The 15,497-nt window shown below is 68.2% G+C and carries 17 protein-coding genes; 10 read left to right on the forward strand and 7 right to left on the reverse strand.

Features of this window, described 5'->3' with window-relative positions:
• Window positions 1–13 precede the first annotated feature (13 nt).
• Together ON22_RS21595 and ON22_RS34810 are read left to right on the forward strand one after the other, a co-directional pair.
• A complete protein-coding gene (locus ON22_RS21595; RefSeq protein ID WP_051157915.1) occupies window positions 14–463 on the forward strand; it encodes a DUF4254 domain-containing protein in 450 nt (149 codons plus the stop codon).
• Between the two features lie 80 nt (window positions 464–543).
• Window positions 544–903 carry a DUF6401 family natural product biosynthesis protein gene (locus tag ON22_RS34810; RefSeq protein ID WP_051157916.1) on the forward strand — a complete coding sequence of 120 codons (360 nt, stop codon included), beginning with the start codon at window positions 544–546 and terminating at the stop codon, window positions 901–903.
• Window positions 904–1,106: 203 nt separating this feature from the next.
• Here ON22_RS34810 and ON22_RS21605 read toward each other — a convergent pair whose 3' ends face one another.
• Together ON22_RS21605 and ON22_RS21610 are read right to left on the reverse strand one after the other, a co-directional pair.
• A complete protein-coding gene (locus tag ON22_RS21605; protein ID WP_081595742.1) occupies window positions 1,107–2,063 on the reverse strand; it encodes a mechanosensitive ion channel family protein in 957 nt (318 codons plus the stop codon).
• Between the two features lie 106 nt (window positions 2,064–2,169).
• Entirely contained in the window at window positions 2,170–3,561 is a 1,392-nt protein-coding gene (locus ON22_RS21610) for a cystathionine beta-synthase (RefSeq protein WP_033243405.1), read from the reverse strand.
• A 114-nt stretch (window positions 3,562–3,675) separates the two neighbouring features.
• On the opposite strand from ON22_RS21610, the gene ON22_RS21615 reads away from it, so the two are divergent.
• The 3 genes from ON22_RS21615 to ON22_RS21625 all read left to right on the forward strand — a co-directional run bounded on the left by ON22_RS21615 (window position 3,676) and on the right by ON22_RS21625 (window position 6,652).
• Complete coding sequence (locus ON22_RS21615; RefSeq protein WP_033243406.1) at window positions 3,676–4,134, forward strand: hypothetical protein; 459 nt, start codon at window positions 3,676–3,678, stop codon at window positions 4,132–4,134.
• A gap of 348 nt (window positions 4,135–4,482) precedes the next feature.
• Window positions 4,483–5,355 (forward strand): SGNH/GDSL hydrolase family protein, encoded by an 873-nt coding sequence (locus ON22_RS21620; RefSeq protein WP_033243693.1) that lies wholly within the window; start codon window positions 4,483–4,485, stop codon window positions 5,353–5,355.
• A gap of 79 nt (window positions 5,356–5,434) precedes the next feature.
• Window positions 5,435–6,652 (forward strand): acetyl-CoA C-acetyltransferase, encoded by a 1,218-nt coding sequence (locus ON22_RS21625; protein ID WP_033243407.1) that lies wholly within the window; start codon window positions 5,435–5,437, stop codon window positions 6,650–6,652.
• Window positions 6,653–6,937: 285 nt separating this feature from the next.
• Here the strand turns inward: ON22_RS21625 and ON22_RS21630 are convergent, their stop codons facing one another.
• Window positions 6,938–7,462 carry a DinB family protein gene (locus ON22_RS21630; protein WP_197039649.1) on the reverse strand — a complete coding sequence of 175 codons (525 nt, stop codon included), beginning with the start codon at window positions 7,460–7,462 and terminating at the stop codon, window positions 6,938–6,940.
• A 173-nt stretch (window positions 7,463–7,635) separates the two neighbouring features.
• On the opposite strand from ON22_RS21630, the gene ON22_RS21635 reads away from it, so the two are divergent.
• The 3 genes from ON22_RS21635 (at window position 7,636) to ON22_RS21645 (ending at window position 9,007) form a co-directional block, all read left to right on the forward strand.
• Window positions 7,636–8,100, forward strand: coding sequence for a hypothetical protein (locus ON22_RS21635; protein WP_033243408.1), 465 nt, complete (start codon window positions 7,636–7,638; stop codon window positions 8,098–8,100).
• Entirely contained in the window at window positions 8,097–8,441 is a 345-nt protein-coding gene (locus ON22_RS21640) for a transcriptional regulator (protein WP_033243409.1), read from the forward strand. The genes ON22_RS21635 and ON22_RS21640 overlap by 4 nt, the downstream gene beginning before the upstream one ends.
• A 230-nt stretch (window positions 8,442–8,671) precedes the next feature.
• The gene (locus ON22_RS21645; RefSeq protein WP_033243410.1) at window positions 8,672–9,007 is read left to right on the forward strand and encodes a hypothetical protein; all 336 of its coding nucleotides are present in this window, start codon (window positions 8,672–8,674) and stop codon (window positions 9,005–9,007) included.
• Window positions 9,008–9,105: 98 nt separating this feature from the next.
• Here ON22_RS21645 and ON22_RS21650 read toward each other — a convergent pair whose 3' ends face one another.
• Together ON22_RS21650 and ON22_RS21655 are read right to left on the reverse strand one after the other, a co-directional pair.
• On the reverse strand, window positions 9,106–9,963 hold the full coding sequence (locus ON22_RS21650; RefSeq protein WP_033243411.1) for a Bax inhibitor-1/YccA family protein: 858 nt from the start codon (window positions 9,961–9,963) through the stop codon (window positions 9,106–9,108).
• A 304-nt stretch (window positions 9,964–10,267) separates the two neighbouring features.
• Complete coding sequence (locus tag ON22_RS21655) at window positions 10,268–11,398, reverse strand: serine/threonine-protein kinase (protein WP_033243412.1); 1,131 nt, start codon at window positions 11,396–11,398, stop codon at window positions 10,268–10,270.
• A 237-nt stretch (window positions 11,399–11,635) separates the two neighbouring features.
• Here ON22_RS21655 and imuA' point away from each other — a divergent pair, with 237 nt between their 5' ends.
• Both imuA' and ON22_RS21665 read left to right on the forward strand, forming a co-directional pair.
• Window positions 11,636–12,433, forward strand: a complete 798-nt coding sequence (gene imuA' / locus ON22_RS21660) for a DnaE2-dependent mutagenesis accessory factor ImuA' (protein ID WP_033243413.1) — start codon at window positions 11,636–11,638, stop codon at window positions 12,431–12,433.
• Between the two features lie 378 nt (window positions 12,434–12,811).
• Window positions 12,812–14,377, forward strand: a complete 1,566-nt coding sequence (locus ON22_RS21665) for a DNA polymerase Y family protein (protein ID WP_033243695.1) — start codon at window positions 12,812–12,814, stop codon at window positions 14,375–14,377.
• 12 nt (window positions 14,378–14,389) lie between these two features.
• Here ON22_RS21665 and ON22_RS21670 read toward each other — a convergent pair whose 3' ends face one another.
• Both ON22_RS21670 and ON22_RS21675 read right to left on the reverse strand, forming a co-directional pair.
• Entirely contained in the window at window positions 14,390–14,920 is a 531-nt protein-coding gene (locus ON22_RS21670) for an Rv2240c family protein (RefSeq protein ID WP_033243414.1), read from the reverse strand.
• A gap of 153 nt (window positions 14,921–15,073) precedes the next feature.
• The coding region (locus tag ON22_RS21675; protein ID WP_043740447.1) for an AMIN-like domain-containing (lipo)protein at window positions 15,074–15,497 on the reverse strand (424 nt) is incomplete at its 5' end.

The following is a 15,497-nucleotide window of genomic DNA, read 5'->3' on the forward strand; positions in this document are numbered from 1 at the left end:
CCCGAATTCGAGAGTGGTGCGGAATTCGCGCGCTCACCCGGCCGCCCTGCGATTACCGGATCAGCGCGAGCTCGTCGCCGCGTTCACCGCCGCCGAATACGAACCGGCCGGACAACCGTTGCTCACATGGGCGAACGCCTTGGCGCATCTGCACCGGAGCCGGCACGGCGATCCGCTGTCGACGGCCGGGATAGATTGCCGCCGCACCGAGGTGGTCGAATTGATCGACCGCTGGATCGGTGCTGCCGCCACCGCGGCCCGGCCCCACCGGCTGCGCGCCGATTCACTGGGGACGACGATCGACCGGATGGCCGCGGCACATGTACACGCGAACCATCTGCTGCACCACTGCGAACGCGTATCCGACGAGCGGGTGCACGCGGCGTGGTACCGGCTGGCCCTGCTCGCCGACGAATGGACCGATCTGATCACGGGAGCCGAACCGGTGCGCCGCCGCAGCTGATCCTTCCACCACGTTTCACCTGCGGAATTGCGCCGAATATCACAATTCGATAAATCGCCGCGTGTTGTTACGATTGTGCAATGTTCGCCCTGGGTCCCCGTTTGTTCGAAATCTCCGCCCGACGTTTCCTGGAGGGTATCCACCGAACTCACGGGGCCCCGGCACTCGCCGCCGCGGCAGCGCTGCCGGGAGTGTCCGCGGAACTGGACCAGCACGCCGCCGCGGTGCGCGACATCCTCGATCTGGGCGTCGACTCGGCCGAGCAGATCCCGGCCACCGTCCTGCTGGCCGGATATATCCGTGGACTGCTGTCCGAGCTGACCGAACCCATCACCGAGCCGACCGACTGGGCCACCGCACAATGGCTGCATCTGCGTCTGGCCGGTGCTTGCCTGAACAGCACCTATTGCATGGCCCCCGCGGCACCGAAGGCATTCTGACCTCCCTGGTCTTCACTCGCACCGTGGCCCGAAAGGGGTGCGACGCCGGGCGGTGGCGCGCCGACTGCGGGAACCGCGTGTGCCCGGTCGGGAGCCGTTGGAGCCCGGAGGGACAACGACCGCTCGCCGAAACAGTCTCCGCACAGCCTTCCGCCGTGTACCGGAACCGGCACACGGCGGAAGAATCGTTGTGACGAAGTGAGCTACCGCAGGTGGCGCGGTTCCCCACCACCACCGTAGGGCGGCTGACCACCGTACGGCGGTTGACCGCCGCCGTAGGGATTGCCGTACTGCTGCCGGTAGTCGCTACCCGGCATCTGCTGCCCGAACTCACCGGGGTCGCCGCGGTATCCGCCCTGTGCGGGCTGCGGCTGATCCCACTGCTCCGGATTCCGGGGCCCGGGAGCCTGCTGCTGAGCACCGGCCCGCTGCCGGGACGCATCCTCGCGGCCACGCTGGTAGGCCTCGGCATGACCGCGCACCGCGGGCATCTCCTCTTCCAGCCCGCCCAGCCAGTTATCCCAGCGCTGCTGCATCGGCCGCACCAGACCGCCGCCGACACCGACCACCAGAATTCCGCCGACCGTCGCCAGGACCGCGATCAAGATGGGTGTGGTGACCGCGGTGGCCACACCGATCTGGTTCAGTGCGGCGATGATGCCGATACCCCAGATGAACACCGACGCGATCCGCCCGATCATCGGGCCGTAACTCAGCCCGCCCAGTGCATTGCTCACCAGATCGCTCACCGCATGCGCGATTGCGCCCGCGATGCAGACGATCAGGATCGCCACCGCCAGCATGGGCAGCCAGCCGACGATTCCGTCGATCACATCGCTCACCGGATTCGGCCCGAAAACACCGAAGCCCAGCTGCAAGGCGATCAGCAGGATCGCGTAGTACGCCACTTTCGCCAGCAGATCCGAGGCATCGTATTTGCTGCGCGAAAGCATTCGTTCGATGCCGCCGCGCTCGACCAGACGATCGAAACCTACCCGCTCCAGCACCTTGTCGACGATCGTCGCGACAACTTTGGCGATGATCCAGCCGATCAGCAGGATGACCAGGAAGCCGGCGAGCTTGGGCACGAAGGTCGCTATCGAACTCCATGCGTCAGAGAAACCCTGCTGGAAATCGATTGCCAAACTCGAGGTTCGCACAAGCCCTTCCCTTCGCTCTCCGAACGAACGTGGCATTTGCCACGATCGGTACCGGACTGGTTATACCCCGAGAGAGCTGGCCGAACCTAGGATTGCGGAATAATTGCTAGTGCACAGTCCGTCCGGTGCTGACAAAGCCCAGCAGATCGTGGCGAGTGATCACACCGACCGGTTTACCGTCCTCGACAACCATGAGCGCATCGGTATCCGACAAGGCCTTGGTGGCCGCCGAAATCGGCTCACCGGACCCGATCAACGGGAACGACGGGCTCATATGCTGCGCCACCGAATCGGTCAGCTGCGCGCGACCGGAGAACACGGCCGAGAGCAGATCCCGCTCGGATACGCTGCCGGCCACCTCACCGGCCATCACCGGCGGTTCGGCGCCGACGACCGGCATCTGCGATACCCCGTACTCGCGCAGGATCTCGATGGCGTCGCGCAGCGTCTCCGACGGATGGGTGTGCACCAGATCGGGCAGTGCCCCGGACTTACCGCGTAGGACATCGCCGACCAGGGTTTCGGCGGTGGACCCGTCCAGTGGGGTGCGCAGGAACCCGTAGGAGCTCATCCACCGGTCGTTGAAGATCTTCGACATATAACCGCGCCCGCCGTCGGGCAACAGGACCACCACCACGGCGTCGGGATCACGCCGGGCGACCTCGAGCGCCGCCACCACGGCCATCCCGCACGAACCGCCGACGAGCAGCCCCTCTTCACGCGCCAGGCGGCGGGTCATATCGAACGAGTCCGCGTCGGATACCGCGATGATCTCGTCCGGGATCGCCGGATCGTAGGCCGACGGCCAGAAATCCTCGCCGACACCCTCCACCAGATACGGCCGGCCGGTACCGCCGGAATACACCGAACCCTCCGGGTCGGCACCGATGACCTTCACCTTCCCTCCCGACACCTCCTTGAGGTAGCGCCCGGCGCCGGTGATGGTGCCGCCGGTACCGACACCGGCGACGAAATGGGTCACCGTGCCCTCGGTATCGCGCCAGATCTCCGGACCGGTGGTCTCGTAGTGACTGTCCGGGCCGTTCGGGTTGGAGTACTGATCCGGTTTCCAGGCGCCCTCGATCTCACGCGTCAACCGGTCGGACACGCTGTAGTAGCTGTCCGGGTGCTCCGGCGGCACCGCCGTCGGGCACACCACCACTTCGGCGCCGTAGGCCCGCAGCACGTTGCGCTTGTCCTCGCTGACCTTGTCCGGGCAGACGAAGACACAGTGGTATCCGCGCTGCTGCGCCACCAGCGCCAGCCCGACACCGGTGTTACCCGAGGTGGGTTCGACGATGGTCCCGCCGGGCTGCAGGTCGCCCGACTTCTCGGCCGCCTCGATCATCTTCACCGCGATACGGTCCTTGGAGCTACCGCCGGGGTTCAGGTACTCGATCTTGGCCGCCACCAGCCCGGCCCCAGTGGGAGCCACCGAGTTCAATCGGACCAGCGGGGTGTTGCCGATGAGGTCCACGACATGATCCGCGATGCGCATACCCCCATCGTTGCAGAGGCGTTGCCGGTGGCCTCGGCGTGGTCCGCCACTCCTACCGCGTCACCGCCCGCAAATCCGGCGGCGCCGCGCCCGAGCATCTAGGATCCGGTACCTATGAGGCTGCCGAAGCTCGCGCGCGCCACCGTGTTTCTGGCCGGATCGGCGATAGCGCTGATCGCGGCCGCAGCACCGGCCGGCGCCGCGACCCACTCCTTCCCCGATGTCCCCACCCTGGCCTACGGCGGGCTGTGCGGAACCAGCATCCGCACCTGGGCCGACACCAGCCCGCAATGGCCGGGTCGTGCGGTGATCAACGTCCGCGCCAACCCGGTCGTCGGCGTGGGCTCCGGCGTCCACCCCTTCGCTCCCCTGTGCGAGGTGATGACCACGGTGTCCTGGCGCAATCTCGACACGGGCGCCACCGGTAGCTACGTCAACAATGTGGTGACCGGCATCTACGGCAGCATCCAGTACTCCCTGTTCCAGGACACCGGACCCGGACGTGTGGAGGTCACCGTGACAACGAACCACGCAAGCATCCCCGCCCACGGCAGCTTCACGGTCCCGGCCTGAGCCCGGATTCACTGAACCGGTGGAATATCTTCCGGTTTCTGGTGTGTCCACCGGAGTCGGCGCGGTGTGGCGCGGAGGAGCCGTACCGCCACCGAGGCGAGCAGACCGCGGGTGGCCGGAGCGAATACCGCGTTGCCTACGCGGTCCATATTCGCGGGAGCCGGGAGACCTCGGCGGCCGAAGGTCGGACCCGCCGCGATCTCCCCGGCGGTGGGCTACCCGATTCGGCTGAGCTGATCAGGCGGGACGTGATAGCCGTTCGGGCGAAGTACCCGCCCGAACGGCAGTCTTTCAGCCGCGGCGCGCGTGGCCGGAACCGTCGCCGCGGAGCCAGTAAAATCGCTGCACATGAGCGAGACTCGGATCGGATGGCGGACGGCCGCGGTGGCCGGGGCCGCTACGGTTGCGCTCGGTTCGGGGGCGGGGACCGTCTCGTGGGCGGCTTATCGACTGCTCACCACCCAGGCGGGTGCCGCCCGTGGCATGATCGGCCGCGATACCTCCAAGCCGCCCGAAGCCGACGGGATCTACGCACCGGACGGGCACGAACCCTGGCGCACCGGCAAGTACGCCGACCTGCACCTGATGATCTTCGGCGACTCGACCGCGGCCGGTCTGGGCTGCCGGACCGCCGCCGAAGTCCCCGGGGTCCGGCTGGCACACGGTCTGGCCGATGCCACCGGGCAGCGGATCCGGTTGAGCACCAAGGCGATATCCGGCGCCACCTCCAAAGGACTGGCCGGGCAGGTGGACGCGATGTTCGTGGCCGGGCCGCCGCCGGACGCCGCGGTGATCCTGGTCGGCGCCAACGATGTCACCAAAAAACACTCCATCGGCCGCTCCGCACAACGGCTCGGCGCGGCGGTGAGCCGGTTACACGGCGCGGGCAGCATCGTGGTCGTCGGCACCTGCCCGGACCTGGGCAGCGTCACCGCCATCCCGGAACCGCTGCGCACCGTGGTGCAACGGTGGAGCGTGCAACTGGCCCGGGCGCAGGCGGCAGCCACCCGGGCGGCCGGCGGGCGGATCGTGGCGATGGGCGATCTGCTGAGCAAGGATTTCCGGGCCGCGCCCGAACAATTGTTCTCGGCCGACGGCTTCCATCCCTCGGCTGCGGGCTACGCGCTGGCCGCCGACCATCTGCTACCGGAACTGCTGGTCGCGCTCGGTCAGCGGGATATGGCCACGGCGGATATTTCCCCACAGGCCCCCGCGACGTAGATTCGAAGGGATCGTACCCCGCGAGTGTGCGTGATCGGGCAGTTTCGGATCGCGCACACTCCTCGACTAAGGAGTCCTCATGCCAGAGGCCGTCATCGTTTCCGTTGCTCGCTCTCCCATCGGACGCGCCAACAAGGGGTCGCTGGTGAGCATGCGGCCCGACGACCTCGCCGCACAGATGGTGCGCGCCGCACTGGACAAGGTCCCCGCCCTGTCTCCCGCCGATATCGACGACCTGATGCTCGGCTGCGGGCAGCCGGCCGGTGAAGCGGGCTTCAATATCGCCAAGACCGTCGCCACCCAGCTGGGCTACGACTACATGCCCGGCACCACCGTGAACCGGTACTGTTCCTCGTCGCTGCAGACCACCCGGATGGCGTTCCACGCGATCAAGGCCGGTGAGGGGCACGCGTTCATCTCCGCCGGTGTGGAAACCGTGTCGCGTTTCCCGAAGGGCACCGCCGACGGCTGGCCCGATAGCCACAACCCGCTGTACGCGACCGCCGAAGAGCGCACCGCCACCCGGGCGCAGGGCGGCGCCGGCTGGCAGGACCCGCGCGAAAACGGCGACCTGCCCGATATCTACATCGCCATGGGCCAGACCGCGGAGAACGTCGCCTCGTTCACCGGTATCTCCCGTGAGGACCAGGACCACTGGGGTGTGCGGTCGCAGAACCGCGCCGAGGAAGCCATCAAATCCGGTTTCTTCGAACGCGAGATCACCCCGGTAACCCTGCCCGACGGCACCGTCGTCTCCACCGACGACGGCCCCCGCCCCGGCACCTCCTACGAGAAGATCTCGCAGCTGAAGCCGGTGTTCCGTCCCGACGGCACAGTAACCGCCGGTAACGCCTGCCCGCTCAACGACGGCGCCGCGGCGCTGGTGGTCATGAGCGATACCAAGGCCAAAGAACTGGGCCTGACCCCGCTGGCCCGCATCGTCTCCACCGGTGTCTCCGGCCTGTCGCCCGAGATCATGGGCCTCGGCCCGATCGAAGCAGTGCGCAAGGCACTGAAGCTGGCCGGTAAGACCATCGGCGATATCGACCTCTACGAGATCAACGAGGCCTTCGCCGTGCAGGTCCTGGGTTCGGCCCGCGAACTGGGCATGGACGAGGACAAACTGAACGTCTCCGGCGGCGCCATCGCCCTCGGCCACCCGTTCGGTATGACCGGTGCCCGCATCACCGCCACGCTGATCAACAACCTGCAGACCCACGATAAGCAGTTCGGTCTGGAGACCATGTGTGTCGGTGGCGGTCAGGGTATGGCGATGATCATCGAACGCCTGAGCTGATCGCGCCGCTTCCGGCTGCGCGGGCCGGGGCCCCGTCGACCCCGGCTTTCCCTCCTCCGCTTCGAACCCCGCCGCCGGTTCAGCCTCTACACCGGAGATGAACCGGCCGGTGCAGAGCGGGAAGTCTCGAGTGTCGCGCTCCTGCCGGTTGCGCCGAAAAATGTATCCATGAGCAAGGTCCGGTACGGAACCTGATTTCGTACCGGACCTTACTTGTGCACCGGCACCAGCAGCCGACGGCTGTCACCGTCGATCGACGGTGCAGTGGAATCCAGCAACCGATCGTCAGCGAAGACCGGCTCGATAGAGATCCCGTAGCAGCGCAATCTCCGCACCGTGGTGCAGTAGTTCGCGTTGTGTATGCAGCACGATCCCCACAGTCGACCAGTCGGCGAGCATGCTGCCCGGCGGTCCCGCCGGTTCCGCCAGTCCGGTGACACCGAGACCGGCGATACCGCCGACCCACGCCTGGTAAGCACTGTCGAGTTGCTCCAGCGCCGCCGCCGCTGTCCCGGCGTAGCGGAACGAGGCGAAATCGACGGGCGGATGGCCGAACCTTTCCAGGCCCGCCTCCAGCAGGACGATCACATGCCCGAGCCGCCACGCGATGGATGTCACCGGAGCCGGCTCGGGCGGCGGTATCGCGAAATCGCAGACGAATCCGCCCTCCGCCGGTCGAACCGACCACATACCCGGCACCGGCTCCCAGAAATACTCCTCGTCGGTGAGCCCATCGAGCCTGGTGCGCAGTTGCCTGACCCAATGCGTTTCCAGCTGCGCTCGTATTTCCGCGTTCCAGTCCAGGTCCATGGCCTACACCTTGTGCATTTCGCCCAACGTGGACAACTGGTTTTTCCGCTGCTCCGACACTGTTCGGACACTCGGCCGACGGCGGAGAAGGTGCCCCGAACTCACATCCACCCTTGACTTTCCCGCCAGGAAAGTGGGATCGTCACTTTCCATACAGGAAAGTGGGGTTGGACATGGATGACATCGCTGCGGAACAGGCTCGCGCCGCACTCGATACGGCCGATCGAGCACAGCGCCGGGTGGCCGAGGAAATCGGGTTGCCCCGGGGCTACTGGTGGGCAATGGCGGCCGGCTGGCTGGTACTGGGTGTAATCGGCGCACTGGGACCGTGGTGGCTCGCCACGATCGCCACCCTGGCCTTCGGGGCCGGGCATGCACTGCTGGCCGCCCGTCTGCTGGATGGGCGGCGGCGCACGAACAAACTGCAGGTCAGCGCGGCCGTAGCCGGTCAGCGGATACCGCTGCTCGTCATCGGCATGCTGATCGGGCTCGTCGTGATCACCGTGGGTGCGGCATTCGCGCTGGCTGCCGACGGTGCCGAGCACCCAGGCATATGGGCGGCCGCGCTGGTCGCGGCTGTAGTCGGGTTCGGCGGGCCGGAGATCCTGCGACTCCTACGGCGCTGGGCACGAGCATGACACCGGCACGCTTCGACGAACTGATCCACCCCAGCACCCGGCTCTCGCTGGTAGCGGCATTGGCCGCGGCGGACTGGGCGGAGTTCGCGTTTCTCAAAGATCGGCTGGGGCTGTCGGACTCGGCACTGTCCAAACAGCTCACAACTCTCGAAGAAGCCGGCTACGTCACCACCGAACGCCGCCTCGACGGCAGCCGCCGGAAAGTGCGGGCCCGGTTGACCGACACCGGCCGCGAAGCCTTCGACGGCCATATCGCGGCATTACAGGCCATCGTCGGCGGTGAGGGTATCCGGGCGAACGCACCAACCGGCGGCGACGGGGTGATACCGACTGATCGGTGACATAGCCGATCGTAATCCCGGCGGGCCGTGAAGAGCTTTCTTCACGGCCCGCCGTCGAATGCGCCGGTCGCGGTTACCAGATCCGTGAGCAGAGCCGGGTCGGGGAACTGACGCGCCGAGGCGGCGAGCGCGGCTACAGCATTGAATGTCCGAAGCCTTGCCAGCGGTGGTGATTGTTTGTGTTGACGGATATTCTTCGGCTGCTTCGCAACTCGCTCGAAAGGCGAACAATGATCTCGAAGAGAATCCTCAGAACCGTCGTCGTCTCGGCGCTGCCGCTGATCGCCACCACCGTCGTCGCCGGAGGCTCCTCCGCTGACGCCGGCTCGACGGCCGAAACGCGGGCTACGCCGGTTGCCGGTATTCCGCTGGAGGAGCCGCAGGACGTCACTACCAACCCGGGCGCCCAGTACCCCGATCCAGTGCTGAACGGCGCTGCGCTGGGAGCCGGGATCGGCTCGGCGGTCGGATCGGCCACCGGTTCCGGTGGGCCGATTCTCGGTGGGCTGATCGGCGCGCTGGTCGGTGCGGTGAATCCCGACGTCGTTCCCCAGGTTCTTCCCTGAACCGACTCGGGCACAGACAGCGAAACGCCACAAAAGAAGGCGGCCCCGTGAGGGACCGCCTTCTTTGATGTTCTGACCGCGCTGAAGCGGCCGGGTTACTAGTCGCTCTGGAAGTAGCTCAGCAGGCGCAGGATCTCGACGTAGAGCCAGACCAGGGTGACCGTGAGGCCGAGCGCCACACCCCAAGCCGCCTTGGGCGGGGCCTGGGCGCGGATGAGCTGATCGGCGGCGTCGAAGTCGAGCAGGAAGCTGAACGCGGCGATGGCGATGACCACCAGGCTGAAGATGATCGCGATCGGGCCACCGTCACGCAGGCCGAAACCACCGTCGGTGAAGAAGCTCGCCACCAGGTTGCCGACGATCAGCACCAGGATGCCGATCATGGCGCCGATGAGCATGCGGGTGAACCGCGGGGTGACCCGGATGGCGCCGGTCTTGTAGACGACGAGCATGCCGGCGAACACACCGAAGGTGCCCAGGACGGCCTGCCCGATCATGCCCGCGCCGCCCGCGCCACCGAAGGTGATATCGGTGAACATGAACGACAGGGCACCGACGAACACACCTTCGGCGACCGCGTAGGCGAGCACGATGGCGGGGTTGTCCATCTTGCGGCCGAAGGTGGCGACCAGGACCAAGACCAGGCCGATGATGCCGCCGCCGATGACGAACATCGGGGCGAGCGCGGTGTTGGCGCTGGTCAGAATGTAGGTGACCAGTGCGGACAGCGCGAGCACGCCGAGTGTGATCCCGGTTTTGGTGACCACATCGTCGATGGTCAGCGACCGGGTCGGCGCCTGGGGCGGGTAGGGCTGCTGCTGGTACTGCGGGGGGTACTGCTGGTTGCCGTACTGGTAACCCAGCTGTCCCGCGCCGGCAGCAGCCGAGCCGAAGCTCGCGTAGCCGGTTTCCTGCTTCGGCAGATTTTTGAATACCGGATTGCTTGTGGCGCGCACCGCAAATCCCTTTCTCGGAGTTCGTTGGCCATACCGGAGCACGACCGTCGGCTCGAGCTGTTACTCGATATCCAACTGTCCATCCAACGATCACTACCCCTGGCGAAGTTCCCGGGGTGTGCCGAAAAGACAGACAAACCGGACCTTACCGCCGGACGGGCCGCCGTGGGTCACGGACCGGTCCACGAAACGGATCCGATTGTCCGCGCCCGACCTCGGCGGACCCGGAATATCGGCTGTGCGCACCGTGGCGAATCCGATAATGCGAGGCATTTGCCTATCACTGCGGCAACGGCCGCTTTCGTCACATCACCATCATGAGGATCACGATGATGATGACCAACCCGATCAACAGGCCGATGGTGACGGCCACGGTGGGGCTGGGCGACTGCCCGGAACCCCCGCGGCCGATCTGCTGAACGGGCGCCGGGGCCGGGTTCGCGGGCTGCGACTGGGCGCGGCGGGGCAGCGGGCCGGATCGGGGGCTGCGCAGCCCGGCGGCGGAGTTACGGGCCGCCCAGGCGGGGATGGTGCCGTCCTCGGTGCGCACCGGGGCGCCGAGGATGTTGTCGGCGGCGCCGGGGCCGAACGCGGCGGCCAGGATCTCCTCCCGCGCCTGCGCCATGCTGGGGCGGCGCTGCGGTGCCGGTTCCATCATGTGCAGCAGCACGCGGGTGAGTACGCCGCTGCGCGTCGGCGGGTTGATCTGCGCCATGGCGGCACGTTCCACGATGGCGTCGCTGTCGTCGTCCATACCGAACGGCGGCTGACCTTCGATGGCGGTGTAGAGGGTGGCGCCGAGCGAGAACACATCGCTGGCGGCGGTGGGCTGGGCGCCGCGAGCCACCTCCGGCGGCAGGTACGCGGGGGTGCCGGTGATCGTGCCGTCGGGTTCGTCGGAGGCCTCGGTGACATTGCGGGAGATACCGAAATCGCTGAGCTTCGCCATCCCGACCCCCGGCCCCCGGTCGGCGACGAGGATATTGCCCGGTTTGATATCGCGGTGCACGATCCCGACCGTATGCGCGGCGGCGAGCGCGTCGGCGACCTGCGCGCCGATCTGCGCGACCTCGATCACCGGTAGCGTGTTGACCAGTCCGAGTGCCCGGGCGACACTGCGTGAGGGCAGGTGCTCGATCACCAGCCAGGGTTCACCGGCTTCGAGCACCACGTCGTAGACGGCGATGGCGTGCTCATGCGAGAGCTTGGCCGCAACTCGCCCCTCGTGCACGATGTGATCGCGAACCTTGCGGGCTTCCGCCTCGTCCAGGCCCGCCGTGGACAGCACCTGTTTGATGGCGACGTCCCGGTCCAGCAGCCGATCGTGCGCCAGCCATACCGCGCCCATACCGCCGCCGCCGAGTTTCGACTGCAGGCGGTACCGGCCGGCCACCAGATAATCGGGGCCGACGATGGGACGGGGGCGATCGATCATGCTGTGAGACTAGTCGAATTCGGTGGTAGCTGGCCGGTTTCGGGAACGGCGGCCGGTGACACGTGACGGCATTCACTACAGCGGGTCGTAGTTGCCCGGGGAGGCTTCCGGGCTCAGGTCTTCCGACGCTAGGCTGTCGAATGTATGTTCGAAACAGGAAGTAGCCGGGGCGGCGCCGACCACCTCGGTGACGCCACCCGGCCCTCCGGCATCGGCACGGAAAGTGGGTGATGAGTGATGACGGCACGAGCACCGAAGGCGAGCGGGGCACGGCTGCGTGAACTGGCCGAACTGCGCCGGGCACGGGCGAGCAGCGGATGCGCCCGCGGATCCGCTGTCGTACCCCGCACCACTGCCGGTACCCGGGCACCGGTCGCCCCGGCCTCCACAGTCGGTCGCGAGGTACTTCCCGTACCGCCCGCGCTCGCTCCGCTGCTGCCCGACCGCGGACTCGTCAAAGGATCGGTGGTGTCCTACAGCGGCGCCGGAACACTGCTGGCCGGTTTGCTCGCCGCGGTCACCGGGCCGGGCGGGCACGCGGCCGCGGTCGGCCTGCCCCGGCTCGGCCTGCTCGCCGCCGTGGAAATGGGCGCCCGGCTGGACCGGCTCGCGGTGATCCCCGACGCGGGCCAGGACCCGATGGAAGTGGCGGCGGTCCTGCTGGACGGGATGGATCTGGTGGTACTCGGCCTCGGCACGGCCGTTGTTCCGCCCGCCCGCGCCCGGGTGCTCGCCGCGAAAGCCCGCGGAAAAGGGGCCACCCTGCTCGTCACCGGTGGTAACTGGCCCGCGCCGGACCTGAGCCTGGAAAGCCGCGTGGCCGGCTACACCGGGCTCGGTACGGGCAACGGGCGGATCCGTTCCATAAGCCTCGATATCGAAGCCCGCACCAGAGCCGGGAGCCCGCGCCGGGGCCGGCTTACCGCGCGCCCGATCGGCGGCCGGGTGGAATGGATCGCTCTCGACGAGATCGCCGCCGCGCACACCTCGGACCAGCCGGAAACATCGAGCCAGGAGGACTCAGTTGCTTCCTGACCTGACCCCGCCCGGTATCGCCCTCCCCGCTCATTGCGCGTACTGGGAACTGCCCCCGTCCGGCGACAAGCCCGCTCGGCCGGCTCCACAGATCGGCAACATATTCGCTCCGGGGTCCCGGTCGGGTGGCGGCCACTCGGCTCGGCGGGCCGGAGAATTCCATCGGGCACTCCGGCCGAGCAGCGGGGTGAACGCCCGAACGCTCCAGCCGGCCTGCGCCGAATTCACGCGACGCCCCCGCACCCATTCCACGCGGCGCACCCGCATCGAACCCATGCGGCGCCCCCACCTGATCGGCGGCGCGGTGTGCCGGCGCTCTTCCGGATCTCCCGGGCACGCTCGCAGATCAGCCACATTCCGGCGCAGAACGGTGGACCGATGAGCCCGCGCCCGGCGACACGGGTGCTGGCGGTCTGGTGCCCCGACTGGCCCGCGGTCGCGGCGGCGGCGGGGGCCGGACTGTCCGCGGAACAGCCGGTGGCGATTGTGCATGCGAACCGGGTGATCACCTGTTCGGCCACCGCCCGCGAGGCAGGAGTGCGCCGCGCTATGCGTAAACGCGAGGCGCAGAGCCGCTGCCCGGAACTCCATATCGCAGCGCCCGATCCGGACCGGGACGCGCGGTTGTTCGAACCGGTCGCCGCGGCCGTCGACAGCCTCGCCTCCGGGGTCGAGGTACTGCGCCCCGGGTTGCTCGTCCTGCCCGCGCGCGGCGTGATCCGATATTTCGGATCGGCCGAGGCGGCCGTGCGGCAATTACTCGCTGCGGCGGCGACCGCCGGGGTGGAGGCCCGGATCGGGATCGCCGACGAACTCCCGACCGCGATCATCGCCGCCCGGCACAGCACCCTCGTACCGCCCGGCCGGGATGCCCGGTTCCTGGCGCCGCTGCCGATCACCGAACTGGCGGCCGAACCCGGCCCCGCGGAACGGGAACGCGCTGCGCTGCTGGATCTGCTGCACCGGCTGGGGCTGCGCCGCATCGGGGATTTCGCCGCCCTGACGACCGCACAGGTCACCTCACGGTTCGGCGCGGACGCGATCGTGGCCCACCGGCTCGCCCGGGCACTATCGGATCGTCCGCCGGCACCCCGAGCCCTGCCCCCGGAGGTCGCGGTCCGGCTGCCGTGCGAGCCACCGATCGACCGGGTCGACGCCGCGGCCTTCGCCGGCCGGCTACTCGCCACCCGGCTCACCGCGAACCTGTCGGCAGCGTCGGTGGCCTGCACCCGGCTGGAGATCCGGGCGGAAACCGAGGCCGGAGAAGAACTTTCGCGGGTCTGGCGCTGCGCCGAACCGCTGACCGCCGACGGCGTGGCCGACCGCGTGCGCTGGCAACTGGACGGCTGGCTCACCCGGCCGGCCGGCGATCGGCCCACCGCCGCGATCACCGTGCTGCACCTGATACCGGTGGAGGTGGCACCGGCCGCCGCCCTGCAGCTCGGACTGTGGGGTGATGCGGGGTCCGGGGACGAACGCGCCCTGCGCGCCCTGGTCCGCGTCCAGGGCCTGCTCGGCGGGGACGCGGTGCGGGTGGGGGTGCTCAGCGGCGGCCGCGGGCCCGCGGAACGGGTCACCATGGTCACGTTCGGCGACGAACCCGCACCGGATACCGATCCGGCGCCGCCCTGGCCGGGCCGGATACCGGAACCGGCCCCCGCCGTCATCATGCGCGACCGCCCGCGTATCGCGCTCGAAGCAGCCGACGGGACTCCCGTCCGGATCACCGCACGCGGACTGTTCAGCAGCCCGCCCGCACGGTTGCGCTGGGGCCGGTCGAGCTGGCGGCTCACCGCGTGGGCCGGGCCCTGGTTACTCGATGAGCTCTGGTGGGCGCCCGGCGCGGCCCCGACCGCCCGCGCCCAGGTGGAACTACCCGGACCGCACAGCCTGCTGCTACTCGCCCGGGACGATCACTGGTACGTCGAAGGTCTCTACGACTGACCGGGTGCCGGCTCAGTACGGTTTGCAGGCGTCGAAGGCGGCGTCCTTGTCAGCGTTGAACGAATCGATCTGACCGTTGACCTCTTCCACCGAAGCATTGCGCTCCAGAAGGTCGGCCAGGGTTTTCAGATTGTCGCGGTAGGTGCGCATCGGTGACGAGACGTCGTTGGGAACATCGGGACTGAGTTGCTCGTCGATCTTGCCGGCGGTATCGCGCAACGCAGTGACCGCGGCATCCTTCTTGGGCCCCTCATCCGGCGCCTTGTTGTCGCTGGCATCGATATAGGCGTTGAAGGCGTCGACCGCCGGATTGTTGTTATCGCGCAGCGCCTCACATACATCGGTCGCGGCTGCCTCGGCGGCGGCCGCCCGTGACGACGACGCCGCGGCCGAGGAAGATTTGATCTCCGATGTGTACAGCTGCAACTCGCTCTGATTCACCTCGGCGGTACCGGTCACCGTCGTGGAGCAGGCGGCGAGGAACCCACCGGCGACCAGCGCGGTCAGTGCGGCGGCGAGGCCGGCTCGTTCGAATCGTCGCATCGATCTGAAACTCCCCTCGGATGCCCACGACCCCGTATTCTCGCCCCGGCGCGCCGGACATCTGAGCCGCCGGTGCTGACAACCGTACTGTGTCGAGACGATTCCCGGCTGCCCAGGCCCGCATTGTCGATCAACCGATACCCGTGCCCGGAATCACTGACCCGTGGCTACGTCGACGACCAGCCGGTTCGGCATGGTGGCCGCCGAAACGGTGAAGCCGGGCTCGTCGCCGGCGACTCCGATGAACGACTGGGTGATCCCTTCGAACACCGTCGTCCGATACACCCCGGCGATATCGGGAACCGCCGGATCGGTGGCCGGGTCCGGTCCGGCGTAGGGCGCCACCCCGCTGTCGAACGGATAGGCCGAACCGGTGATCCGCACCTCGAGTACCGAATCGCCTGCCACCTCGAGCTCCCGGCCGCTCCCGTCCTGTACGGCCCGGCCGGTGTACCACACACTCCACCCCGGGGTTCCCGGTCCGCCCAGGTAGTACTCGACCCGGTCGAAGCCCGCGTGGCGACTCAACCGGATATCGGTCACGGTGAGCATGGCGTCCGGGGAGGCCTCCGCCTGC

This window comes from Nocardia carnea NBRC 14403 (genome assembly GCF_000308515.1).
Lineage (GTDB): Bacteria > Actinomycetota > Actinomycetes > Mycobacteriales > Mycobacteriaceae > Nocardia > Nocardia carnea.